Here is a 23436-nt window from a genome sequence, read left to right as displayed (position 1 = left end):
GGGGGTCAGAGGCGGTTACCGCGCCTCAACGGTTTCGACGATCTCGCCGCGGAGCTCGGCCTCCCCGCCGGTCGGGGTCGCGAGCGTCGTGCCGCAGACCGCGCACGACACCACGGAGGAGGCCTTGCCGAAGACGACCTGTTCGTTCTCGCAGTCGCCGCAGGCGACGCGGTGGAAGTCTCCCGCCATGCTTACTCCTGGAACGTGAGCCGGCCGGCGCGCCAGCCCTCGCGCATGTGGGCCTTGCCGCAGTCGCCGCAGCGGTACTTCAGGTGGGTCTTCTTCGTCGGCTTGTCACCGCCGGGCACCTTCGAGTACCCGCCGGCGTTGCCGATCGTCGCGAGGGCGCGGCGCTGCTGGCGCGCGTCCCGCTTCATTCCGGTCGCCCGACCCGATCGAACCTTCTCCACCTCGTGCTCCTGATGGGAGTCACAGTGCGGACAGTACGTGTTGAAACGACGTGGCATCTCCATGGATATCGACCTTGAATCGCGGTTCGTCGCCGACGCTTAAAACGGGTTTGGTCTGGCTCCCGGCCGGCGATCGGGACGCACGGCGTCCGCGCCGCCGCGCCGTCTCCTCACGCCTCCCGCCGCGCGCACGCCTCCCACTCCGCGACGGCCCGCACCGGCGACCCGTCTCCCTCCCGCAGGCGGAGCGGGAACGCGTACAGCCGGAACCGCGCCGGGAGCCCGTCGAGCCCGCGGAGGTTCCCGACGATCGGGAGGCCCTCGTTCAACAGGGCGTCGTGAGCGGGGGTCCCGTCGGGCTCGTCGCCCGCGGGCGCGGCGTCGGTCGCCGTCGGCCGCCCGCCTCCGCGGCCCGAACGTATTTGCGCCGGCCGCCGTTCGGTGCGCCCATGTCGGCACTCCCGCTCGACGCCTACTACGACCTGACGGAGGTCGGCGAGGTCGCCGTCTCCCCCGCCGGCGACCGCGTCGCCTTCACCGCCACCGAGTACGACCAGCGCGCGGACGAGGCCGTGACCTCGCTGTTCGTCGTCCCGACGGACGGCTCCCGCGACCCGCACCGCCTGACGAGCGCGTCGGGCGCCTCCGCGCCGGCGTGGGGGCCGGACGGCGACCGCCTCGCGTTCGTGGCCGCCCGCGACCGCGACGTCGAGCGACGCGTCGGGCGGCGGGACCGGGACGGCGACGAGGACGCCGAGACCGACGGTGACACCGGGGAGGGAGACGGAGACGCGCCCGCCGGCGACGACGAGCCGGAGCCGCAGGTGTGGCTGTTCGACCTCGCCCTGGGCGGCGACGCGAGACAGGTCACCGAGCGCGACGAGGGCGTCGCCGACTTCGACTGGTCGCCCGAGGGCGACCGGCTGGTGATCGAGTCGCGCGACCCGACCGACGGGGAGGCCGACTACCTCGATCGGGTGCGCGAGGAGGGCGGGCCGATCGAGATGACGCGGCTCCAGCACAAGCTGAACGGCGTCGGCTGGACCGACGAGGTGACGCCGTACCTCTTCGTCGTCGACCTCGACGACCCCGAGCGCGACCCGCGGCGGCTCGACGACGCGTACGGCGGCGGCGCCTTCCAGGACGTCGTCGGGATGGAGCCTCACTGGGGAGAGACCGGTCGGATCGCGTTCACCGCCTGTCGGCTCGACCGCCCCGACGACACCACCGTCCGCGATGTCTACGCGGTGTCGCCCGGGGGCGGCGACGCCGAGCGGCTCACCGGCGGCGACCTCGCCCACGGCGTCCCGACGTGGCGCCCGGGCGCCGACGAGCTGGTGACGGTCGCCGACGACCCGGACGATCCGCCCGCGCCGGCCGAGGTGTACCTCGTCGACGGCGGGGACGAGGGGAGCGCATACCGGGACGAGGGCGACGGCGGGGACGACGCCGGGACCGTCGCCTCGCTCACCGCCGACCTCGACCGGACGGTCACGCGCGGCGGCGAGCCGGTCTGGGTCGACGGCGCGGTCTACGTTCCGATCGGCGACGAGAGCCACACGCGGCTGGTCCGCGCCGAGGCCGACGGGACCGCCGAGCGCGTCTTCGCGGCGCAGGGGCGCGACCGCGCGCTGGCCGGGTTCGACGTCTCCGCGGACGGGTCGACGGCGGTGGCGGTCCTCTCGGACCCGACCGAGGGGACCGACCTGTACGCGGTCGACGTCGCCGCCCTCGACGACGGGGGTGACCTCGGCGACCCGCCCGCGGAGCCCGACTCCCTCCGGCGGCTCACCGCGGTCAACGAGCTGCTGATCGACGAGTTCGCGGCGCCGGAGGCGACCCGGGTGGAGTGGGAGTCCGACGGCTGGACGATCGACGGGATCGTCTACCACGACCCGGCCGTGGACCCCGCCGACGGGGACCACCCGCTCGTGGTGGGGATCCACGGCGGGCCGACGTCGTACGACGAGCCCGAGTTCGCCTTCGCGAACGCCGCGCTGACGAGCCGCGGGTACCTCGTCCTCCGGCCGAACTACCGCGGCGGCACCTCCCGCGGCCGCGAGTTCACCGCGGAGCTGACGGGCGCGTGGGGGACCGTCGAGGTCGACGACGTCGCGGCCGGCGTCGCGTCGCTCGCCGATCGCGGCTGGGTCGACCCCGACCGCGTCTTCGGCCACGGCTTCTCGTACGGCGGGATCGCGCAGGGGTTCCTCGTCACGCGGCGCCCCGACCTCTTCGCGGCGGCGGCGCCGGAGCACGGCATCTACGACCTCCGGTCGGCGTTCGGCACCGACGACACGCACACCTGGTTCGAGGCGGAGTACGGGCTCCCGTGGGAGGAGCCGGAGGCGTACGACGCGGCGACGGCGGTCCTCGACGCCGGGGAGATCGAGACGCCGCTGCTCGTGATGGCCGGCGGCGAGGACTGGCGCTGTCCGCCCTCCCAGTCCGAACAGCTGTACGTCGCGGCCCGGAAGCGGGGGGTCGACGCCGAGCTCGTCGTCTACCCGGACGAGCACCACGACGTCGGCGCCCCCGACCGCGCGATCCACCGGTTAGAGAAGATCCTCGGCTGGTACGAGGCGCACGACCCGGCGGTCGAGGAGGGGGACTGAGGCGCGGCGTCGGCCGCGCCCCGCGTCGCTGTGACGGCCCGCCGCCCTCAGTGCTCGACGAACTCGACGAGCACGCCCCCCGTCGACCGCGGGTGGAGGAAGGCGACCTCGTGGCCCCACGCGCCGGGGCGCGGCGCCTCGTCGACGAGGTCCACGCCGAGCCCGCGGGCGCGGTCGAGCGCCCCCCCGACGTCGTCGGTCGCGAGCGCGACGTGGTGGATCCCCGGTCCCTCCCGGTCGAGGTAGTCGGCGATCGCGCCGCCGTCGACGGGCTCCAGGAGTTCGAAGTAGCCGCCGTCGTCGAGTTCGAGGAAGACGACGGCCATCCCGTCGAACGTCTCCTCGTGGGCGACCGGGGCGTCGAGCAGGCCGTCGAACAGGTCGGCGAGGTCGGCGGCGTCGCGGGCGGCGACGCCGACGTGGTCGAAGCGCATGCGGGAGCGTCGCGACGCGGCCGTATAAACCGATCCACGCCGGACGCGGAGACGGGGAGGCACCGGCGGGGCTCGACGGGACGCCGGCGCGGGGTCGACGGCGTCGGTGCCGGGTCGGAACTCGGCCCGGGGCCGCGGCCGAGGTTCGCCGATGGAAAGGATTGGGTACCCCGAGCGATAAGGCGGAGTCGGGACTCCCGTGAGCGAACAAAAGGACACGGCGACCGCGCGGCGTCTGGACGCGGAATCGACACAGGAGACCGAGGCGTCGGGCGAGCAGAAGACGTCGCGGACGATCCTCGACTCCATCCTCGACAGCGCGCTCCACGAGATGAACCGCGAGCGGTCGGGGCTGTTCCTCTCCGGGCTCTCCGCGGGGCTCGACATCGGCTTCGGCCCGCTGTTGATGGCCGTGGTGCTGACGCTCTCGCCCGGCGGCTACGGCGACCTCCGGACCGAGCTGCTGCTCGCGAGCGTCTACTCCGTCGGCTTCATCTTCGTCATCCTCGGCCGCTCGGAGCTGTTCACCGAACACACGATGCTCGCCGTGATCCCCGTGTTGGACCGGCAGGCCTCGCTCGGCCAGCTGGGTCGCCTCTGGGGACTGGTGTACGTCGGCAACCTCCTCGGGGGGCTCTGTTTCACCCTGCTCGCCGTCCTCTTGACTCCAGGACTCGGCGTCGTCGAGGCGATCGCGTTCGAGGAGATCGCGCTCAAGCTCGTGGGCCACGACCTGGGGTGGCTGTTCGTCGGCGGGGTGTTCGCCGGGTGGCTGATGGGGCTGCTGGCGTGGCTCGTCACGGCCGCTCAAGAGACGACCGGCCGGCTGCTCATGGTGCTGATCGTGACCGGCACCATCGGGATGCTCCACCTGCCGCACTCGATCGCGGGCAACGTCGAGGTCCTGTTCGGGCTGTTCGTCTCGCCCGCGATCACCGTGACCGACTACCTGTCCTTCCTCGCGCTCGCGACCGTCGGCAACGCCGTCGGCGGCGGGATCTTCGTCGCGGCGCTGAAGTACGAGCACGTGGTCCGCGGCGCGGACTGACCCTCCGATCGGGGACCGACCGGCCGTCTCGGCGGCCCTCGAAGCGGCCTCAGCGACCCGGCTTGTACTCGCCGAACTCGTCGCGGAGCACGTCCGAGACCTCCTGGACCGTCGCGTACGCCTTCACGGCGTCGACGATGTGGGGCATCACGTTCTCGAAGCCGCGGGCGGCCTCGCGCAGCGACGCGAGCGCGTCGTCGACCGCGTCGCCGTCGCGGTCTGCCTTCACCGCCTCCAGGCGCTCGCGCTGGTTCCGCTCCTGCTCCGGGTCGACCTCTTCGAGGTCCATCTCCGGCTCCTCGTCGACCTCGAACTCGTTGACGCCGACGATGATCCGCTCGCCCTCCTCGATCTCGCGCTGGCGCTCGAAGGCGACGTCCTGGATCTGCCGCTGGACCCACTGGCTCTCGACCGCCTCCAGCATGCCGCCGCGGCGGTCGACCTCCTCCAGGATCTCGAACGCCTCCTCCTCGATCCCGTCGGTGAGGCTCTCAACGTAGTACGACCCCGCGAGCGGGTCGATCGTGTCGGCCGCCCCCGACTCGTGCGCGAGGATCTGCTGGGTGCGCAGCGCGGTGCGGACCGACTTCTCTGTCGGGAGCGCGAGCGCCTCGTCCTTCCCGTTGGTGTGGAGGCTCTGGGTCCCACCGAGGACGGCCGCGAGCGCCTGATAGGCGACGCGGACGACGTTGTTCTCGATCTGCTGGGCGGTGAGGGTGGAGCCGCCGGTCTGGGTGTGGAACTTCAGCTGTTTCGACTTCGGGTTCTGCGCGTCGAAGCGCTCGTCCATGATCTGCGCCCACATCCGCCGAGCGGCGCGGAACTTCGCGGCCTCCTCGAAGACGTTGTTGTGCGCGTTGAAGAAGAAAGAGAGCTGCGGGGCGAACTCGTCGACGTCGAGCCCGGCGTCGATCGCGGCCTGCACGTACTCGATCCCGTTGCCGAGCGTGAACGCGACCTCTTGGGCCGCCGTCGAGCCCGCCTCGCGGATGTGGTACCCCGAGATGGAGATCGTGTTGAAGTTGGGCGTCTCGGCGGCGCAGAACTCGAAGATGTCCGTGATCAGCCGCATCGACTGCTTGGGGGGGTAGATGTAGAGGTTCCGCGCGATGTACTCCTTCATGATGTCGTTCTGGATCGTCCCGCGGAGCTGCTCGCGCGGGACGCCCTGCTCGTCGCCCATCGCGACGTACATCGCGAGGAGGACAGCGGCGGGGGCGTTGATCGTCATCGACGTCGACACCTCGTCTAAGGGGATCCCGTCGAAGACGGTCTCGAAGTCGTCGAGGGTGTCGATGGCGACGCCCGACCGGCCCACCTCGCCCTCGGCCATCGCGGCGTCGGAGTCGTACCCCATCTGCGTCGGGAGGTCGAACGCCATCGAGAGCCCGGACGAGCCCTCCTCGATGAGGTAGTTGAACCGCTCGTTCGTCTCCGCGGCGGTCCCCATCCCCGCGTACTGGCGCATCGTCCAGAGCCGCCCGCGGTGCATCGTCGAGTAGACGCCGCGCGTGTACGGCTCCTCGCCCGGGTTCCCCAGGTCCTCACGGTAGTCGTGGTCGGGGACGTCGGCGGGAGTGTACAGCGGGTCGACCGCCTGCCCGCCCGTGTCGGTGGTGAACTCTTCCTTGCGCTCCCCGAACCGGTCGACCGTCTCGCCGTAGGTCCCCTCCTCCCACGACTCCTTCGCCTCCCGGATCGCGGCCAGTTCCTCAGGGTCGTACATTACCGAAACGGTCGACCGAGCGGGACTTAACAGTTTTCAGAGTCGGCGTCGCGGAGGGCGCCCGACCGGTCTCGGCGACCGGTTTCAAGTGCCGTGCGGTCCATTCGCACGCATGGACGTCCTCTCAGACCCGGCCGAGCGCTTCCTCGCCGCGACGGCGCCGGCACACACCGAGACGCAGGCGGCGATGACCGAGTTGGCCGACGACTGGGGGTTCCCGATCATCGGGCCGGAGGCCGGCGCGGTGCTCCGGCTGCTCGCCCGCCTGACCGACGCCCGGCGCGTCTTCGAGTTCGGCTCCGGCTTCGGCTACTCCGCGACGTGGTTCCTGCGCGGCGGCGCCGAGGCGGTGATCTGCACGGAGTTCGACGAGGACGAGGCCGAGCGCGGCGTCCGGTTCGCCGCCGACGGCGGGTACGCCGACAGCGTCACCTTCGAGGTGGGCGACGCGATGGAGACGGTCGAGCGCTACGACGGCCCGTTCGACGTCGTCCTCATCGACCACCAGAAGGGCCGGTACGCCGAGGCCTACCGCACCGTCCTCCCGAAGGTCCGGACCGGGGGCGTGATCGTCGCCGACAACGTCACGAGGGGACCGATCGACCTCGGTGACCTCGTGGCGCACTTCGAGGACGGCGTGCCGCTGCCGGACCCCGAGGTCGACGAGGAGACCCGCGGGATCGGCGAGTACGTCGGCACCGTGCGCTCGGACGACGCGGTCGAGACCGCGGTCCTCCCGGTCGGCAACGGGATCGCGGTGTCGACGAAGGTGGCGTGAGGGGACGGCGACGCGGACGGTTTATAACCGAATCTGCGGTCGGCGCGTGCCTGCGAGCGGCCGCCCTCGGCGGCCGCGAGTCGCACGCGCGAGGGAGTCGCCCGGTCGGAGCGAAGCGGAGACCGGGCGATGAGGCTGGGGAGGTGCGAGGCGCGGTTGCGGTGCTGTACGGGTGGGACTCGAAGGGGCGGCCGTTCTCGGCGAACCCCAGCGACGCAAGGACCGCAGGGAGCGTAGCGACCGAGGACCGCAGCGAGCTGTGGGAGCCGAGAACGGCTGGGGCTTCGGAGGTGTTCGCCGTCGGTCTGCGGTCCACTACCCGAATTTATACCCAATCGACAGCTTCGACACTCTCACGCTCACCCCCGCACGACACGACGTATCGGCCGAAGCTATTCGGGCGTCGCCCTCCAACCCCGATCCGATGAAGGTGGGGCTCATCTCGGACGTCCACGCGAACCTCCCGGCGCTCGACGCCGTCCTCGACGACATGCCCGCGGTCGACCGGATCGTCTGCGCCGGCGACGTGATCGGGTACAACCCGTGGCCGGCCGAGTGCGTCGAGCGCGTGCGCGAGGTCGCCGCGAAGACGGTCCGGGGCAACCACGACCGAACCGTCGAGACCCCCGAGCGCTACCGCGCCAACCGCATGGCGGAGGCCGGGCTCGAACACGCGAAGGCGACGCTCTCAGCGGACCAGCTCGCGTGGCTCGGCGGGCTCCCGCGGGCCGAGACGTTCGCGGGCGGGCGGTACCTGCTGGTGCACTCGCACCCCGCGGCCGAGCGCGAGGACGCCTACGTCTACCCCGAGGAGTTCCCGACGCTGGACCGACACATGGACGGGTACGACGGTATCGTCCTCGGGCACACGCACGTGCAGGGGAAGCGGTCGGTCGGGGGCGGCGTCGTCGTCAACCCCGGGAGCGTCGGCCAGCCGCGCGACGGCGACCCGGAGGCCGGCTACGCCGTGCTCGACGCGGCGACCGACGAGGTCGCGCTCGAACGGGTCGCGTACGACGTCGATCGGGTGCGCGAGGCGGTCGCCGAGGCGGGGCTCCCGGAGCGCACCGCGGATCGGCTTTATCAGGGTAAGTGAGGACGGGACCGCCGCGCCACCGCGGAGGGAACAGTCCGGGTCACGGCCAGAGCCCGAGGAGGAGCAGGACGTTCCGCGCGGCGGTCGCGAGCGAGAGGAGACCGACGCCGGCGCACATCAGCGTCGCGACGAGCCGCCGGGTCCCGCCCGCGACCGCGACCGGGATCCCGATGACGACCATCCCCGCGACCTTGGTGAGGAGCATTCCGGGAACGAGCCCGAACGCGGCGATGAAGGCGCCGCCGACGGGAGAGCCCTCGACGTACTGTCCGCCCGCGATCGCGACGTAGGTGGACGCCACGTCGGCGACGGCGCCGACGGCGAGGAGAGCGAGCGCGGCGGCGAGTCGCGAGGGCACTGGCACGACCGAAGCGACGGATCGTAATAAGCTTCCGGGAGACGCGCGGAATCGCGGGACCCGAACCGGGCGGGACCGCCGCCCGGGATGGCCGCGGACCGCGCACAGCACGGCTTCATTTAAACCGATGGGTCGCGTACGATCCGGCAATGAGTTCGGTAGACGACGAGTACGAGATCGCGGTCGTCGGCGGCGGGCCGGCCGGGCTGACGACCGCCCTGTACGGGGCCCGCCTGGGACACGAGACGGCGCTGATCGACCGCGGCGGCGGCCGCGCGGCGATGATGGCCGACACGCACAACGTGATCGGCGTCACCGAGGAGGTCTCCGGCAACGAGCTGCTCGAGACCGGCCGCGAGCAGGTTGAGTCGTACGGCGGGACGTTCGAGCGCGGCTTCGTCACCGACGTGACCGAGACTGAGGAGGGTCGCTTCCGGCTGACGACGAACGACGCCGAGTTCCTCGCGGACCGCGTCGTGCTCGCGACCGGCTTCTCCGACGAGCGCCCGGACCCGCCGCTTCCCCGGAACGCGAGGGGGCTTCACTGGTGTCTCCACTGCGACGCCTACATGTTCGTCGACGAGCCGGTGTACGTGATGGGCCACGGCGAGGTCGCCGCCCACGTCGCGATGATCATGCTGAACCTGACGGACGACGTGGACCTCCTGACCCGCGGCGCGGAGCCGACGTGGAGCGAGGAGACGGCGGCCCAGCTGGAGTCGCACCCCGTCGATATCGTTCACGAGGACGTGGCCGGGGTCGAGAACGACCCCGACTCCGGCTGGCTGGAGGCGATGGAGTTCGAGGACGGGTCGCGCCGCGAGTACCGCGGCGGCTTCCCGATGTACGGCTCCGACTACAACACCGCGCTGGCCGAGGGGCTCGGCTGCGACCTCACTGAGGGCGGCGAGATCGACGTCGACGACCACGGCCGCACGAGCGTCGACGGCGTGTACGCCGTCGGCGACGTGACGCCCGGCCACAACCAGGTTCCGGTCGCGCTGGGACAGGGCGCCAAGGCCGGGATCGCGCTGCACAAGGACCTCCGCGAGTTCCCCCGCTCCACCGAGGAGATCGCGCGGGACGGGCCCGTCTCCGAGGAGGACGTGCCCGCGATCTCGCCCGAGCTGCTGGCGACCGCGGTCGCCCACGAGGGGCACGCCGGCGGCCCCCGGACCGAGGCGGGCGCCGACTCGGAGGCGGAGCGGCCCGCGGCCGACGACGACTGAGACGGGACGACTGAGACGGGATGCGACGACCGAGACCGGACGGACCGACGCCGCGGAACGCGATCGGGGCCCGCTCGCGGGCCCGCGAGACCGACCTTTTTTGATCCGCTGCGTCCGAGCGTCGGTATGGGAACCATCAGCGCGGACTTCTCCGACGAGACGGTCGTGGTCACGGGCGGGTCGAGCGGGATCGGCCGCGCGGTCGCGACCGGGTTCGGCGACGCGGGCGCGACCGTGATCAACGCCGACCTCCGGGCGGAACCGAAAGACGTCGGCGCCGAGACCCCCACGCACGAGCTCGTCGAGGAGCGCGGCGGGACCGCCCGCTTCGTCGAGACCGACGTCTCGGAGCCGAGCCAGATCGAGTCGGTGATCGAGGCGGCCCGCGAGTTCGGCGGGGTCGACGTGATGGTGAACAACGCGGGCGTCCACCGGAGCCTGAAGTTCCTCGACGTCGACCCCGAGGACTTCGATCACGTCCACGGCGTCAACCTCAGGGGCGCCTTCTTCGGCACGCAGCTGGCCGCGCGGGACATGGTCGACCGCGGCGTCGACGGCGCGATCGTGAACACGTCGTCGACGACGGCCGAGCGCGCGGAGCAGAATCACTCCCACTACGCCGCGACGAAGGGCGGGATCCAGATGCTCACCCGGAGCGCGGCGCTCGAACTCGACGAGCACGGGGTCCGGGTGAACGCGGTCGCTCCCGGACCGATCGCCACCGAGATCCGAGAGGGATGGGCCGAGGAGGCGAGCGAGATCGAGGAGTCGGACGGGCTCCCCTCCAGAGCCGGGACGCCGGCGGACCTGCGCGACGCGTACCTCTACCTCGCCTCCGAGGGCGCGGGCTACGTGACGGGCGAGACGGTGTGGGTCGACGGCGGAGCGAGTCTGTAAGGCCTCGGTCGCGGCGTGAGCAGCGCATCGCCTCCGAGGGCTACGGCGATTTCAGTGGAAGACCGTCGAGTGAATAGTATCTCAACGCGTCTCCACTAGTGTAGTTCTTCGACGAGCGCGGCAACCGCCTCGTCGACGACATCGCTGTCAAGGCGACCTTGCCAGAAGTCGATATCCTCGTGGTCGATCGATTGGACTCCCCACGGGACAATCCGGCTCACATCCGGGATCCCACCACGAAGCCAACTCTCACCGGGAACGTCGATCAGGCCGTGCATCCAGGATTTCGACGTCAACGTGAGCGCGATATACTGCTCGCCGTGGAACGGACGGCCTTCGTGATTCGAGAGAATGAGCCAGGGCCGAGCATCTTCCTCGCTTTTGAACGGATCATCTCCGTAGACGACGTCGCCACGCTCGAAAATCGGTCTCTCTTCCTCGGTCACTGTTCGTCCTCGACGCTCGGATGCGGTTCCTCGGGTGCGTGTTCGCGCCAGGACTCCTTGTCCTCTGTACCGAGTCGCTGGTTGAACAGGGCGGTCGCTCGTTCGTACCCGCTGTATCCGTCGAGTCGCTCTGTGTCGTCGGTTATCGCCCAGTACGTCGCTTTGTGTTCGACGAAATCGCGGTCCTTCAGTCTCGAGAGCGCGGTGCTGACCGCGCCCTCATCGAGACCGATCTGAGAGGCGATTTCGCGGGCCTTGAACGCGCGATCATCGTTGGCGGCGAGAAATCCGAGGACCTGATCCGGGACGGAAAGTTCCTCGAGTTCGTCCTCGCTCGTCTTCTCGAAGGTATCTCGGTCGATGGACATCGCTGAGTAGAAATACGGTGTCAACTGTAATAAGTGTTAGGTTTGAAAGTGACGAAACTGCTGAAAGGCATGCTCCGTCCTAGCCTCGTTGAAGCAGTTCGAGAATCGTATCCATTGAGACGGCCAGTCTCAACTACTATGATCGTTGAGTACACCGTAACTACCCAACGGTGGTTTCGTAACCCAAAGTGACGAAACCAATACCCAGAATCTCAGCCAGAAAATTCTCATTTTCGAGCAATTATATCGGGTGACAGAGATAGATTACCTCATCGAGTCGGGGAGAGAGTAGAGATCGCCACTTGATGAGGTGGAACCGGTAGTCACGACAGACGACACCTTCTCGTAACGACGCATCGAGTCGGCGTCACCGATCTTTGAGTCGGAAAGTATTCTCGTTCGCACCGTTCTTAGCTCAGACCACGAGATAGCTGAACTGTGCTATTCAATACTCCCGAATAATGATAAGATCTGGACCAGCTCAGATTTAGTGGTAGGACCACTTTTCGACTGATATTCTTTCCGATAGCACTGGATAGAGAATTGACTACAGAGAAGTTCTCTGTCGGAGAGTGCGCCGGCCGGGATTTGAACCGGAGGAAGACGGTCCTGCTCGCTCGCTCCGCTCGCTGCGCGGGCTGCGACTTCCAGGGTTCAAACCCTCGGCGCAGTTTCCCGCACGAACTCACTCGTCGCTGTCACTCCTCGTTCGCGCTGTGCGGGAAACTGCGCCGGCCGGGATTTGAACCCGGGCCATGAGCTTGGAAGGCTCAGGTCCTACCACTAGACCACCGGCGCGCACGGGTGCGTCCGTCGCTGACGCGTGTAGACGTAGGCCCAACGAATCCAATAAACGTTCCGTGTTGCCGACGGCGGGCCGGGCGATCTGGACGCCGAGACCGCTCCGACCGTCCGGGGGTGTATTTAAAATGCCACAGTATCGCGGGCCGTTCCCGTGCGCTTAGAACGCTTTTCAGCCGTTTAGAAGGCGGTCGTGTACATATACGGGTGCGCGTCCAACGTTCACCCGTGAGGTGAACACGATGTCATACCAATCGGGGAATCCGCTCGTCGACGAGGTCGAGTTCGCGCTTGACGGTCCGTGGGCGGCGTACTGGATCGCCTTCCTGCGCGTGGTCACCGGCTGGTGGTTCTTCCACGCCGGGATCACGAAGGTAATCGAGAGTGGGTTCGCGTTTACGTCCGGGCCGGCGTACATGAAGGGGATGACCGGCACCGCGCTGGGCGGGATCCCCGTCTGGATGGGGAACAACCTCGCGTGGCTCATCGAGCCCGGCGTGCCCCTCTTCGAGACCCTGATCGGCCTCGCGCTGATCGCGGGCGCGTTCACTCGGTTCGCCGCCTTCGGCGGGGTCATCTTCATGGTCCTGTTCTGGGTCGGTAACGCCGGCTTCGCCCACGGGCTCGTCAACAGCGACTTCATGGGGCTGCTGCTGTTCATGACGATGATCGTGCTCGCGGCCGGCCGCTACTACGGCCTCGACGCGGTCATCGAGAAGCTCGACGTCGTCGAACGGCACCCGAAGCTCCGCTACCTGCTCGGTTAAGAGGTGACAGATCATGACTGACATCATCGACAAGGCGGCGATGGCGCTGAGCGCGGGACTGATGCTGCTCGGGATCGTCGGCATGGGGATCGTAGAGATCCTCGTCGGCCCCCCGTACAGCCCGGTCCCGATGACCAACGACGCGGGCGAGGTCGTGGCGGCGCCGCTGATCTCGCCGCAGGTCCGGACCGGCGTCGTGTTGGCCGGGGTCGCGGTGCTCGGCCTCTACGCGGTGTACAAGATCGTGACGCCGCTCGCGGACGACGCGGCGACCGGTCACGAGACCGTCGCCGACTGAGACCGCGGCCCGACCGCCGCGGAAGGCGGCGCGGCTACTCTTCTGCGCCCGCGTTCGACGACCCGTCGCCGAGCCCCGCGTCGGCCGGCGAACCGGACTCGTCGTCGGACGCGGCGACCACGGCGTAGCAGTTCCCGCTGGAGACGTCGACGTCGACGGGGTCGAGGTCGCTCTCGGCGAGGTCGCGGTCGAACTCCGCGGGCGAGTAGACGTGGTAGTAGCGGGGGACGACCTCCCCGTCGGGGAGCGTCCAGTCGACGGTCGTGTCGAACCCCGCCTCCCGGTCGAAGCGGTCGTGGGCGGTGCTCCACGCGCTCACGAGCGCGACGCCGCCGGGCGCGAGGACGCGCGCGAGCTCGTCGAGGCTCCGGACGCGGGCGGCGCGCGGCGAGAGGTGGTGGAGCGCGGCGACGTAGACCGCGAGGTCGACCGCGTCGTCGGCGACGGGGAGGGCGGCGGCGTCGCCGTGGACCGGATCGAACGAGCGGGCGTAACCGCGCTCGCGGGCGCGAGCCGTCGCCTCGCGCAGGAGCTCGCGGCTCAGGTCGACGCCGACGACCGACTCGGCGCGCTCCGCGAGCGGCTCCGCGTGGCGCCCGTTCCCGCAGCCGACGTCGAGCGCGCGCGTCGCCGAGCGCCCCGTCAGGAACGACTCGACCTCCGGCCACGCGTGCTCGCGGGTCTTCGCGAAGTGCGCGGCGATGCGGTCGTACGTCGACCGCGGGTCCGGCTCCATGCCGGACGGTCGGGGTCGAGCGACATAGCTCCGGTGGACGGCGACGGGTCGGGAACGACGAGGGACCGGCGACCCCCGACCGACGCGGCCCGTCACACCAGGTCGATGACGGCGAACGTGAGGAGCGTCAGCGCGAGGAGGACGACCACGTGCTTCGCGCCGTCCCTGACGGACCCCTCGCCGAGTTGACCGGCGACGAGGCCGGAGCAGACGGCCTGCACGGCCGCGGCGTGGAAGAACAGCTGCTCGTAGGCGGACGCGTCGATGTCGCCGAGTCCCTCGGTAATCCCGGAGGGGCCGCCGGGCGCGCCGGGGACGCCGCCCGCGTCGCCGCCGGCGCTCGGGATCGCCGCCTGCTCGATGGCCGGGATGAAGGAGACGGACAGGGAGGCGATGATCCCGAGGAAGACGAGGAAGGAGATGTAGATCACGATGAGGTACGTCAACATCACCTGTCGGCGCTCCTTGCGGAGCGACCACGTCGCGCGCGACTCGTCGGCCGCGATCCGGAGCACGGGACCGATGTCGCCGCTCGCGTGCATCGCGTTCGTCACGAGCGCCACGGCCCGGGAGGTCATGGGCGACCGGACGCGGCGCTCCAGCCGGCGGAGCGCGGTGCTCACGTCGGCGCCCCAGTCGATGTCGCGTCGGGTGCGCTTCAGGTCGTCCGTCAGCGCCTCCAGGTTGGAGTCGGCGACCCGCCTGACGCTGCCGACGACGGAGGTGCCGGCCTCGTTGACGCTCGCGAGCCGGTCGAGGAAGTCAGGCACCGACGACTCGACCCGGCGGGTGCGGCGCTTCCCGACCTCGTAGACGACCGCGTAGACCGCGAGGACGAGCGCCGTCGCGACGACGACCTGGGTCTCCACCTGCGCGACCATCTCGGTCGCCGGGCCGAGCGTGACCGGGAAGGCGAAGACGAGCAGCCCGAGGAGCGCGAGCGGGACGGTCACGAGGAACGACGTCCGCGGGGCCCGGACCGCGTTCTCGACCGGCGACGCGGCCCACCGTCGCAGCCGCCGGACCCGGTCGTACGCCCGGAGCCGCTCGCGGCTGGCGGCCCAGCGGTCGCGGCCGGTCCCGTCCGCGACGCCTCCGTCGGCCGCGACGCCCGGGGCGTCGCCGGGCGAGTCGCCCGTCCCCTCGCCTCCCCCGCCGCCCGTCCCGTCGTCGGACGCCTCGGAGAGGTCGACGGTCTCCGTGCCGCCGACCCCCTGCGTCACGCTGTCGACGTAGACGACGAACCCGAACGTCGCGAGCGGGACGCCGAGGTAGACGACGACGCGGAGCAGCGGGAGCGTGTCCGCGAGGACGAGCCCGATGACGACGAGGATGGTGATGAAGAAGAGCGGGCCGGCGACCAGCGCCGTGACGTACGCCTCCGCGAACGTCGAGAGCAGCTCCAGGTAGCGCTCCTGTTTCGACTCGGCCTCCTCCTGGTACAGCTCGTACTGGTCGGCGAGGAACGCCGAGATCGACTGGCCGGTGCCGAGGACCGAGGCGAGGTTCTCCGAGAAGTCGGCCAGGTCGTCGCTCGGCGTCCGGCGCGCGGTGCGCTGGAGCGCGGTCAGCGCGTCCGTGCCGAACGCGTTCATGTCGCGGACGGCGACCGACAGCTCGGTGGCCGCCTCGCCGTACACCGCCTCGTTCTCCGCGAGCGTGTCCATCACCCGCGGGAACGCCATCCCCGACCGCGAGAGCGCGTACATGAACGCGACCGTCCGCGGGAGGGTGGCGTCGATCTCGGCCGCCCTGGCGTGCGCGCGCTGGCTCAGCAGCTCCCACCGCCCGTAGTACGTCCCGGCCGCGAGCGCGGAGCCGAGCGTCGCCGAGGCGAACGTCAGGAGGAGGAACAGCCGCGGGAGCGAGAGCGACGCGAGCCCCGCGAGCCCGGCGAGGAAGGAGAGCGCGGCCGGCAGGAACGCGCGGATCGCCGCCTCGCCGACATCGAGCGCGGAGAGGAGCGCGGCGGCCGCGTATACTCCGAGGACGCTGCCCGCGACGCCGAGCACGCCGGCGTACAGCAGGGTCCGGGAGGCGTACGCGCGGTGGGTGGCGTCGACGTGGGCGGCGTGCAGCAGGTCGCGCTGGCGCCGTCGCCGGGGGCCGTCCTCGGCGACGTAGTCCCCGAACAGCGAGAGCGCGATCCGGGTGACCAGCAGGTCGGCGCGGTCGGAGACGGCCGGCAGCAGCAGCGCCAGACAGAGCCCGAGCGCGGCGAAGAGGGGGACCGAGGCGATCATCGCGGCGCGTCCGTGACCTCGGACGCGGGCACCTCGACGCCGTCGGCGTCCGCCGCGCGCGCGTCGAGCCGGTCCATGACGCGTTCGGGGTCGGCGTAGTACTCGTTGACGAGGGCCGTGAACGTCCGGTAGTCGGTGATGCCGAGCGCGCGGAGCAGCTCCAGGAAGCGCTCGCGGCGCCGGATCTCGCGGAGCAGCTCGGAGCGGGACCAGCCGCGCTCGTCGGCGATCTCCTCCATGAGCGACGAGTCGTTGCGACGGAACTCGTCGGCCTCCGCGTTCCACTCGAACGCCGACGAGTAGTCGAGCTCGCCGGTGCGCTGGTCGATCCCGCCGATCTCGCCGATCGTCTTCGCGCGCCTGACGCGCTGGTCGCCCGAGCGGGTCAGCGTCTGGATCGAGAGCATGTCGAGCGACTGCACCATCGCCCGCGGCACGTTGATCGGCTCGTTCTCCAGCCGGTTGATCACCGTCTCGATCGAGTCGGCGTGCATCGTCGAGAAGGTGGTGTGACCCGTGTTCATCGCCTGGAACAGCGTGATCGCCTCGTCGCCGCGCACCTCGCCCACGACGATGTACTCCGGGCGGTGGCGCAGCGCCGAGCGGAGCAGGTCGTACATGTCGATGTCGGTCCCCTCGTAGCGGCGCTCGCGGGTGACCGAGGAGAGCCAGTTGTCGTGGTAGAGGGAGAGCTCGCGGGTGTCCTCGATGGTGAGCACCTTCGCGCGCGGCGGGACGAACATCGACACCGCGTTCATCGACGTGGTCTTCCCGGAGGCGGTGCCGCCCGCGAAGATGAGGCTCTTGTTGTGCTCGATACAGAGCCAGAAGTACGCCATCTGCTCGACCGAGAACGTGCCGTACTCCACGAGGTCGATCGGCGTGAACGGGTCCTCGGCGTACTGGCGGATCGTGAACGCGGAGCCGCGGGGCGTCACCTCCTCGCCGAGCGCGAGCTCGGCGCGGGAGCCGTCGGGCAGCGTCGTCTCCACGATGGGGTCGCCGACGGAGACGTGACGGCCGGACTGCTGGGCCAGTCGGATGACGTAGTTGTCGAGCTCCTCCTTCGGGAACGAGACGTTCGTCTCGATGTCGGTGTAGTCGTCGTGGTAGACGAAGATCGGGAGGTCGTAGCCGTCACAGGAGACGTCCTCGATGTGGCGGTCGTTCAGGAGCGGGTCGACCTTCCCGTAGCCGCGGAAGTCGCGGTAGAGGTAGTAGGCGAGCGCGTGGAACGTCGCCATGTCGGCGTCGACGCCGTACCCCTCCAACAGGCCCTTCAGCTCCTCGCGGAGCGTCTCCTCGTCGGTCTTGCCGGACCCCTCGCGGTAGAGCAGGGGGTCCCGGATGTCGTCGACGACGCGGTCGAGGAGCTCGCGCTCGAACTCGTCGAGGTCCGGCTCGACCGCGTAGTACCGGTGTTCGCTCTCCGCGTCGTCGTAGGTGATCACGACGTACGCGTAGGGGGCGTTCACCCAGTAGCGGTCGACCTCGCGCTCGCCGTCCGGCACGGCGAAGGAGGCGAGCGGGCCGTCCTCGCCCGGGCGGAAGGGGCGGACATCGAGCTCCGATCCCCGCAGCATCTCCCACGTTCGCGAGAGCCGTCGCCGGAGGGCCGCGACGCGGTCTCCGCCGTCCTCGCTCGGCTCGCTCGCCATCTGGTTACGTGGCCGTATGCGGCGTGGCCGTTTAAATTCCACCGGGCGATTATCGGCCGTGAGGCCGGGGGCGTCGCCGACCCGAGCGCGCGGCGCTCGCCCCGTCTGACCCGTCCGTACCGGGCGTCGCCCGTTACGTTGATAGGTGCCGACCGCAAAGAGCCTAACAGGCAATGCGGCGTGACTACTTCGAACTGACCGTCGAGGGCGTCGGCGACGACGCCGACGACCGGGCGACGCCCCTGGTCCGGATCGACTTCCACGGGCCGGAGGGACTCCTGCGCGACCGGCTCTCGGACACGGACGGCGAGCTGCTGGAGGCCGCCGAGGTCGACGTGGCGTTCCGGCTCCGAGAGCCGCTCTCGGACGCCGCCGACCCGGAGGGCGTGGTCGGCGTGACGAACCGATACACCGGGGACTTCGTGTTGGAGCTCAACGAGACCGCCACGGACGTCCTCCCCTTCATCCACGCCGCGCGCGACTCGGCCGGCGACGAGGACGCCCGCTACCGGGTCGAGATCGACGTCGAGGGCGAGCGGCTCGTCGCCTACGACAAGGACACGTTCCTCGTGTACGACCACGAGGGGAACCTCCTCCGCAGCGAGAGCCTGATCCCCTCCGGCGTGGAGCTGTAGGCCGGTCCCCGGCTCTTCCCCGTCCCCGCGACCGCCTAGATGCTCACGTTGTCGCCGACCAGGCGCACCTCGTCGCCCGGCCGCAGGTCGAACGCGCCGTCGCCGCGGCCGTCGTTGACGTCGCACTCCACGTAGCCGTGGCTCCCGACGGTGACGAGCCGGTCGCCGGGGTCGACCGCGCCGAACGTCTCCGCGACGGGCGTGAGCTCGCCGTCGACGCGGATCCAGTCGCTGCCGCGGACCAGCTCGCCCGGGACGTTCGTGACGACGTTGCCGAACCGGTCGATCACGAGCACCTCGCCGTCGACGGCGACGGGGTCGCCGTCGTCGTCGCGCTCGACGGTCGGCTCGGGGAACGCGATGTCGACGGGGTCGGCCGCGGGCGAGAGCTCGTCCGTCGAGTCGAGCGCGGCCGCGACTCCCTCGGGCCCCGCGGCCGCCGGCCCGCCGTCGAGCCTCGCGCGGATCCGCGCCGCGACCGGCGCGAACACGTCGCGGCCATGGAACGTCTGGCTCGCGGGCTCCTCGACGTCGACGACGAACGCCTCGACCTCGGCCGCCGCGTCCCCTTCCGCGAGCGCCCGCGCCGGCGGCATCGCGAGCCCGTTGTCGGGCGCGACCAGGACGTGCGCGCCGGCGCGGACGACGAGCGCGTCCCGGTCGGTGCCGACGCCGGGGTCGACGACGGCGCAGTGGACGGCGGGCGGGAACTCCGGGAGGACGAAGCGCAGCCAGAAGGCGGCCGCCCGCGGGTCCCCGCGCGGGAGGTCGTGAGCGACGTCGATCATCTCGGCATCCGTGTGACGGCGGATCACGCCCTTCATCGCGGCCGGGTACGGCGAGCCGAAGTCGGAGGTGAGCGTTATCATGAGCGATCCGCAGGGCGGCCGACGTTTAAAAGGCGGCGACTGCGCGTCCGGTCGGGTTCGACGGCGACCGCGCGTCTGCCGACGGCGACTGCACGTCCGGCGACGGCGACCGCGAGTTCGACGGCTACGCGTCCGTCGGCGGCTCGCCGTTCGTGTCGGTCTCGGCGATCCGGCGGATGCGCTCGACGCCGTCGACCTCCTCGATCACGTCGATCACGGTCTCCGGGACGAGCTCCTCCCAGTCGTGGCCGTGGATCATCCGCTCGCGCAGCTCCGTCCCCTCCAGGACGTCGCGGCGGAACATGGGGGAGCCGCGCACCTCGACGCCGGCCTCCTCGAACAGCCGGACGACGAGGGGGTTGTTCGAGTAGGCCACGTCGAACCGCGGGGTCATGCTCTGGACGTGGCTCACCCAGACCGAGTTGCGGTCGAGGTCCTCGATGGGCACGACGTAGGTGGTGACGTCGAGGTGCTCGACCGCCTTCGTCACCATCATCACGCGCTCGCCGGCCGTGAACGGGTTCCGGGTGGTGTGGGAGTCGCCGGCGGAGCCGATCCCCAGGACGAGCTCGTCGACCTCCCCGGCGATCTCCTCGACCATATGCCGGTGGCCGTCGTGAAACGGCTGATACCGCCCGATGTAGAACCCGCGCATGGGTGCACGTTGGGCAGCCACTATTTATAAACCCCGCGGGACCGCTCGAACGGCAATATCGGGGCCCATACCCGCTCTCAGCGGCGTTTCGCTGGATCCCGACGAACCGCCTGCGGGGAGAAAGTATATCAGTAGCCGACCCTTCGTTTTCACTAGCGATACCCGATTCTATGAGCAACGAAAAGGACGCGAACGACCCGCCGGCCGACGACCCCGAGCAGCCCGACGAGACGGGCTCTGAGGGCTCGGATCCGGCGGGGAACGGCGAGGACGCCCCCGACGACGTCGCTCCCGACGACGGCGCGCACGCGCCGGACGAGGCCGACGAGTCGGCAGCCGGCGAGGAGCCGGACGAGGTCTGGGACGACGGGATCGTCGTCGACGGTCCCGGCCCGGATGGCGCCGGAGCGAGCCGCGGGGACGAGACCGGCGTCACCCCCGAGGGTGTCACCGAAGAGAGCGAGAACGGCGACATCGACGAGCTCGGGAGCTCCGTCGAGGTCGAGGGCGCCGAGATCGAGGAGGATCCGGACGAGGACGACCTCCTCGGCGGGCTCAAGATCGACTCCACCGCCGAACTCGAGATCCCCGACCGCCTCGTCGATCAGGTGATCGGGCAGGAGCACGCCCGCGACGTGATCATTAAGGCGGCCAAGCAGCGCCGCCACGTGATGATGATCGGCTCGCCCGGGACCGGGAAGTCGATGCTGGCGAAGGCGATGTCGGAGCTGCTCCCGAAGGAGGAGCTCCAGGACGTCCTCGTCTATCACAACCCGGAGGACGGCAACAAGCCGAAGGTCCGGACCGTGCCGGCGGGGAAGGGCGACCAGATCGTCGACGCGCACCGCGAGGAGGCGCGCAAGCGCAACCAGATGCGGTCGCTGCTGATGTGGATCATCATCGCCGTCGTGCTGGGTTACGCGCTCATCATCGTCGGCCAGATCCTCGTCGGCATCATCGCCGCCGGGGTCGTTTACCTCGTCTTCCGCTACCTCAACCGCGGGTCGGACGCGATGATCCCGAACCTGCTGGTGAACAACGGCGACACGAAGACGGCGCCGTTCCGCGATGCGACCGGCGCGCACGCCGGCGCGCTGCTCGGCGACGTCCGGCACGACCCGTTCCAGTCCGGCGGGATGGAGACGCCCAGCCACGACCGCGTCGAGGCCGGGGCCATCCACAAGGCGAACAAGGGCGTGCTGTTCATCGACGAGATCAACACGCTCGACATCCGCAGTCAGCAGCACCTCATGACGGCGATCCAGGAGGGCGAGTTCTCGATCACGGGCCAGTCCGAGCGCTCCTCGGGCGCGATGGTCCAGACCGAGCCCGTCCCGACCGACTTCGTCATGATCGCGGCCGGGAACCTCGACGCGATGGAGAACATGCACCCGGCGCTGCGGAGCCGTATCAAGGGGTACGGCTACGAGGTGTACATGGAGGACACGATCGAGGACACCCCGGAGATGCGCCGGAAGTACGTCCGGTTCATCGCGCAGGAGGTCGCGAAGGACGGCCGCCTGCCGGAGTTCTCGGCCGAGGCCGTCGAGGAGATCATCCTCGAGGCCAAGCGCCGCTCCGGCCGGAAGGGCCACCTCACGCTGAAGATGCGGAACCTCGGCGGGATGGTCCGCGTCGCGGGCGACATCGCGCGCGGCGAGGACGCCGAGATGACCACCCGCGAGCACGTGTTGCAGGCGAAGGGGCGCTCGCGCTCCATCGAGCAGCAGCTCGCGGACGACTTCATCGAGCGCCGGAAGGACTACGAGCTGCAGGTCTCCGAGGGGTTCGTCGTCGGCCGCGTCAACGGGCTCGCCGTGATGGGCGAGGACTCCGGGATCATGCTCCCGGTGATGGCCGAGGTCACGCCCTCGCAGGGCCCCGGCGAGGTGATCGCCACCGGCCAGCTGAAGGAGATGGCCCAGGAGGCGGTGTCGAACGTCTCGGCGATCATCAAGAAGTTCTCCGACGAGAACATCTCGGAGATGGACATCCACATCCAGTTCGTCCAGACGGGCCAGCAGGGCGTCGACGGGGACAGCGCGTCGATCACGGTCGCGACCGCCGTCATCAGCGCGTTAGAGGACGTGGGCGTCGACCAGAGCCTCGCGATGACCGGCTCGCTGTCGGTGCGGGGCGACGTGCTCCCCGTCGGCGGCGTGACCCACAAGATCGAGGCGGCCGCGAAGGCCGGCTGCGACCGGGTCATCATCCCGCAGGCGAACGAGCAGGACGTGATGATCGAAGACGAGTACGAGGAGATGATCGAGATCATCCCGGTCTCGCACATCAGCGAGGTGCTCGACATCGCGCTGGAGGGCGAGGCCGAGAAGGACTCGCTCGTCTCCCGGCTCAAGTCGATCACCGGCTCGGCCCTGAAGGAGGGGAGCGTCTCCGGCCCCTCCAGTCCGAGCCCGCAGTAGGGCCGCCTCGGAACCGCGTCCGATGCCCGACTGGGCGGCGTTCGCGCTCGCGACCGCCGCCCTGACGCTGCTGCTTCTCTATTTCACCCGTCGCTCGCAGCGCCTGCTAGAGCGGGCGCGGACCGTCGATCGGGGCCGTCGGACCGGGGACGACGTCACCCGGGGTTCGACCGCCGGGGGCAACGGCGCCGCCGCGCTCGGCGAGAACGACGGGGACGGCGGGCTCATCGAGAGCGACGACGCCGCCGCGAACGCCGAGAACGACGACGAAAAAGGGCCTGCCGACACCGCGAGCGACGACCGCCCGGTCCTCACGACGCGGGTCCTGTTGGCGAACGCCGCGGCGTCGCAGGCGACCGCGCTCGTCGCCCTCGCCGCGATCGCGTGGTGGACCGCCGTGCCGGCGACGGCGTTCGGGGTCGGCGGGACGCACCCGACGCTCGGCGCTCCGGCGTTCGCGTCGCTCGGGACTGCCGGGCGCGTCGCGCTCGGCGTCGCCGCGGGGGCCGCGCTCGCCGCCGGCAACGAGGCCGCGGCGCGGCTGGGAGCCAGAGTCGGGCACGCGCCCTCGGACCGGCTCCGCGAGGCGATGGCGCCCGGGACCCCGGGCGAGTGGGCGCTGCTGCTCGGCGTCGCGCTCCCGGTCGTCGCGGTCTTCGAGGAGGCGCTGTTCCGCGGGGCGCTGGTCGGCGCGCTCGCGGTCGGCCTCGCGGTCGACCCGTGGCTCCTCGCGGTCGGGTCGTCCGTCGCGTTCGGGGTCGGCCACGGGGCGCAGGGGCGGCTCGGAGTCGCCGTCGCCGGGGCGCTCGGGCTCGGGCTCGCCGGGCTGTTCGTCGCCACGGGGAGCCTCCTCGCCCCCGTCGTCGCGCACTACCTCGTCAACGCCGCGGAGTTCGTCGCGCACGAGCGCCCGTAGCGACCCCGCTGCGACCGGCGGAGCGCTCTC

23 protein-coding genes, 1 tRNA gene and 1 pseudogene are annotated in these 23436 nt (G+C 70.4%); 11 read left to right on the top strand and 14 right to left on the bottom strand.

Annotation, left to right across the window (positions count from 1 at the left end):
* Positions 1-15 precede the first annotated feature (15 nt).
* The 3 genes and pseudogenes from ACFQMF_RS06525 to ACFQMF_RS06515 form a co-directional block, all read right to left on the bottom strand.
* Entirely contained in the window at positions 16-189 is a 174-nt protein-coding gene (locus tag ACFQMF_RS06525) for a 30S ribosomal protein S27e (RefSeq protein ID WP_256409330.1), read from the bottom strand.
* Positions 190-191: 2 nt separating this feature from the next.
* Positions 192-473, bottom strand: coding sequence for a 50S ribosomal protein L44e (locus ACFQMF_RS06520; RefSeq protein ID WP_004050353.1), 282 nt, complete (start codon positions 471-473; stop codon positions 192-194).
* A 107-nt stretch (positions 474-580) separates the two neighbouring features.
* Positions 581-778 (bottom strand): annotated as a pseudogene (locus ACFQMF_RS06515) (hypothetical protein); the annotation flags it as partial.
* An 81-nt stretch (positions 779-859) separates the two neighbouring features.
* Here ACFQMF_RS06515 and ACFQMF_RS06510 point away from each other — a divergent pair.
* Entirely contained in the window at positions 860-3025 is a 2166-nt protein-coding gene (locus ACFQMF_RS06510; protein WP_256409329.1) for a S9 family peptidase, read from the top strand.
* Positions 3026-3072: 47 nt separating this feature from the next.
* On the opposite strand, the gene mce is transcribed toward ACFQMF_RS06510, so the two are convergent.
* The gene (gene mce / locus ACFQMF_RS06505) at positions 3073-3459 is read right to left on the bottom strand and encodes a methylmalonyl-CoA epimerase (protein ID WP_256409328.1); all 387 of its coding nucleotides are present in this window, start codon (positions 3457-3459) and stop codon (positions 3073-3075) included.
* Between the two features lie 331 nt (positions 3460-3790).
* Here mce and ACFQMF_RS06500 point away from each other — a divergent pair, with 331 nt between their 5' ends.
* On the top strand, positions 3791-4507 hold the full coding sequence (locus ACFQMF_RS06500) for a formate/nitrite transporter family protein (RefSeq protein ID WP_379791858.1): 717 nt from the start codon (positions 3791-3793) through the stop codon (positions 4505-4507).
* A 49-nt stretch (positions 4508-4556) separates the two neighbouring features.
* Here the strand turns inward: ACFQMF_RS06500 and ACFQMF_RS06495 are convergent, their stop codons facing one another.
* The gene (locus ACFQMF_RS06495; RefSeq protein WP_256409327.1) at positions 4557-6233 is read right to left on the bottom strand and encodes an acyl-CoA mutase large subunit family protein; all 1677 of its coding nucleotides are present in this window, start codon (positions 6231-6233) and stop codon (positions 4557-4559) included.
* A 112-nt stretch (positions 6234-6345) separates the two neighbouring features.
* Between ACFQMF_RS06495 and ACFQMF_RS06490 the strand changes: the two genes are divergently transcribed.
* On the top strand, positions 6346-7011 hold the full coding sequence (locus tag ACFQMF_RS06490; protein WP_256409326.1) for an O-methyltransferase: 666 nt from the start codon (positions 6346-6348) through the stop codon (positions 7009-7011).
* 424 nt (positions 7012-7435) lie between these two features.
* The gene (locus ACFQMF_RS06485) at positions 7436-8107 is read left to right on the top strand and encodes a metallophosphoesterase family protein (protein ID WP_256409325.1); all 672 of its coding nucleotides are present in this window, start codon (positions 7436-7438) and stop codon (positions 8105-8107) included.
* 40 nt (positions 8108-8147) lie between these two features.
* Here ACFQMF_RS06485 and ACFQMF_RS06480 read toward each other — a convergent pair whose 3' ends face one another.
* Positions 8148-8465, bottom strand: a complete 318-nt coding sequence (locus ACFQMF_RS06480) for a hypothetical protein (RefSeq protein WP_256409324.1) — start codon at positions 8463-8465, stop codon at positions 8148-8150.
* Positions 8466-8614: 149 nt separating this feature from the next.
* Between ACFQMF_RS06480 and ACFQMF_RS06475 the strand changes: the two genes are divergently transcribed.
* Positions 8615-9694 carry an NAD(P)/FAD-dependent oxidoreductase gene (locus ACFQMF_RS06475; protein ID WP_256409323.1) on the top strand — a complete coding sequence of 360 codons (1080 nt, stop codon included), beginning with the start codon at positions 8615-8617 and terminating at the stop codon, positions 9692-9694.
* A 126-nt stretch (positions 9695-9820) separates the two neighbouring features.
* Complete coding sequence (locus ACFQMF_RS06470; RefSeq protein ID WP_256409322.1) at positions 9821-10591, top strand: SDR family NAD(P)-dependent oxidoreductase; 771 nt, start codon at positions 9821-9823, stop codon at positions 10589-10591.
* Between the two features lie 95 nt (positions 10592-10686).
* Here ACFQMF_RS06470 and ACFQMF_RS06465 read toward each other — a convergent pair whose 3' ends face one another.
* The 3 genes from ACFQMF_RS06465 to ACFQMF_RS06455 all read right to left on the bottom strand — a co-directional run bounded on the left by ACFQMF_RS06465 (position 10687) and on the right by ACFQMF_RS06455 (position 12203).
* Positions 10687-11037 carry a type II toxin-antitoxin system PemK/MazF family toxin gene (locus ACFQMF_RS06465; RefSeq protein WP_256409321.1) on the bottom strand — a complete coding sequence of 117 codons (351 nt, stop codon included), beginning with the start codon at positions 11035-11037 and terminating at the stop codon, positions 10687-10689.
* Positions 11034-11405 carry a MarR family transcriptional regulator gene (locus tag ACFQMF_RS06460; RefSeq protein ID WP_256409320.1) on the bottom strand — a complete coding sequence of 124 codons (372 nt, stop codon included), beginning with the start codon at positions 11403-11405 and terminating at the stop codon, positions 11034-11036. The genes ACFQMF_RS06465 and ACFQMF_RS06460 overlap by 4 nt, the downstream gene beginning before the upstream one ends.
* A 727-nt stretch (positions 11406-12132) precedes the next feature.
* Positions 12133-12203, bottom strand: a tRNA-Gly gene (locus tag ACFQMF_RS06455).
* 245 nt (positions 12204-12448) lie between these two features.
* Between ACFQMF_RS06455 and ACFQMF_RS06450 the strand changes: the two genes are divergently transcribed.
* Complete coding sequence (locus ACFQMF_RS06450) at positions 12449-12973, top strand: DoxX family protein (RefSeq protein ID WP_256409319.1); 525 nt, start codon at positions 12449-12451, stop codon at positions 12971-12973.
* Between the two features lie 13 nt (positions 12974-12986).
* A complete protein-coding gene (locus tag ACFQMF_RS06445) occupies positions 12987-13271 on the top strand; it encodes a hypothetical protein (protein WP_256409318.1) in 285 nt (94 codons plus the stop codon).
* Positions 13272-13305: 34 nt separating this feature from the next.
* Here the strand turns inward: ACFQMF_RS06445 and ACFQMF_RS06440 are convergent, their stop codons facing one another.
* The 3 genes from ACFQMF_RS06440 to ACFQMF_RS06430 all read right to left on the bottom strand — a co-directional run bounded on the left by ACFQMF_RS06440 (position 13306) and on the right by ACFQMF_RS06430 (position 17908).
* Positions 13306-14007, bottom strand: a complete 702-nt coding sequence (locus tag ACFQMF_RS06440) for a class I SAM-dependent methyltransferase (RefSeq protein ID WP_256409317.1) — start codon at positions 14005-14007, stop codon at positions 13306-13308.
* 92 nt (positions 14008-14099) lie between these two features.
* A complete protein-coding gene (locus tag ACFQMF_RS06435; RefSeq protein ID WP_256409316.1) occupies positions 14100-16250 on the bottom strand; it encodes a type II secretion system F family protein in 2151 nt (716 codons plus the stop codon).
* The gene (locus ACFQMF_RS06430; RefSeq protein WP_256409315.1) at positions 16247-17908 is read right to left on the bottom strand and encodes a type II/IV secretion system ATPase subunit; all 1662 of its coding nucleotides are present in this window, start codon (positions 17906-17908) and stop codon (positions 16247-16249) included. Before ACFQMF_RS06430 ends, ACFQMF_RS06435 begins: the two co-directional genes overlap by 4 nt.
* Before the next feature lie 173 nt (positions 17909-18081).
* On the opposite strand from ACFQMF_RS06430, the gene ACFQMF_RS06425 reads away from it, so the two are divergent.
* On the top strand, positions 18082-18543 hold the full coding sequence (locus ACFQMF_RS06425; RefSeq protein ID WP_256409314.1) for a DUF5793 family protein: 462 nt from the start codon (positions 18082-18084) through the stop codon (positions 18541-18543).
* A 35-nt stretch (positions 18544-18578) separates the two neighbouring features.
* Here the strand turns inward: ACFQMF_RS06425 and ACFQMF_RS06420 are convergent, their stop codons facing one another.
* Both ACFQMF_RS06420 and ACFQMF_RS06415 read right to left on the bottom strand, forming a co-directional pair.
* Positions 18579-19412 carry an SAM hydrolase/SAM-dependent halogenase family protein gene (locus ACFQMF_RS06420; protein ID WP_256409313.1) on the bottom strand — a complete coding sequence of 278 codons (834 nt, stop codon included), beginning with the start codon at positions 19410-19412 and terminating at the stop codon, positions 18579-18581.
* Between the two features lie 124 nt (positions 19413-19536).
* Entirely contained in the window at positions 19537-20067 is a 531-nt protein-coding gene (locus ACFQMF_RS06415) for a nicotinamide-nucleotide adenylyltransferase (protein ID WP_256409312.1), read from the bottom strand.
* A gap of 170 nt (positions 20068-20237) precedes the next feature.
* On the opposite strand from ACFQMF_RS06415, the gene lonB reads away from it, so the two are divergent.
* Together lonB and ACFQMF_RS06405 are read left to right on the top strand one after the other, a co-directional pair.
* Complete coding sequence (gene lonB, locus ACFQMF_RS06410) at positions 20238-22490, top strand: ATP-dependent protease LonB (RefSeq protein ID WP_256409311.1); 2253 nt, start codon at positions 20238-20240, stop codon at positions 22488-22490.
* 22 nt (positions 22491-22512) lie between these two features.
* The gene (locus tag ACFQMF_RS06405; RefSeq protein WP_256409310.1) at positions 22513-23406 is read left to right on the top strand and encodes a CPBP family intramembrane glutamic endopeptidase; all 894 of its coding nucleotides are present in this window, start codon (positions 22513-22515) and stop codon (positions 23404-23406) included.
* Positions 23407-23436 lie beyond the last annotated feature (30 nt).

This window comes from Halorubrum rutilum, from assembly GCF_042665015.1.
GTDB lineage: Archaea > Halobacteriota > Halobacteria > Halobacteriales > Haloferacaceae > Halorubrum > Halorubrum rutilum.
Note: the sequence above shows the minus strand (reverse complement) of the source record. Positions and strands in the feature narration are given on the sequence as shown.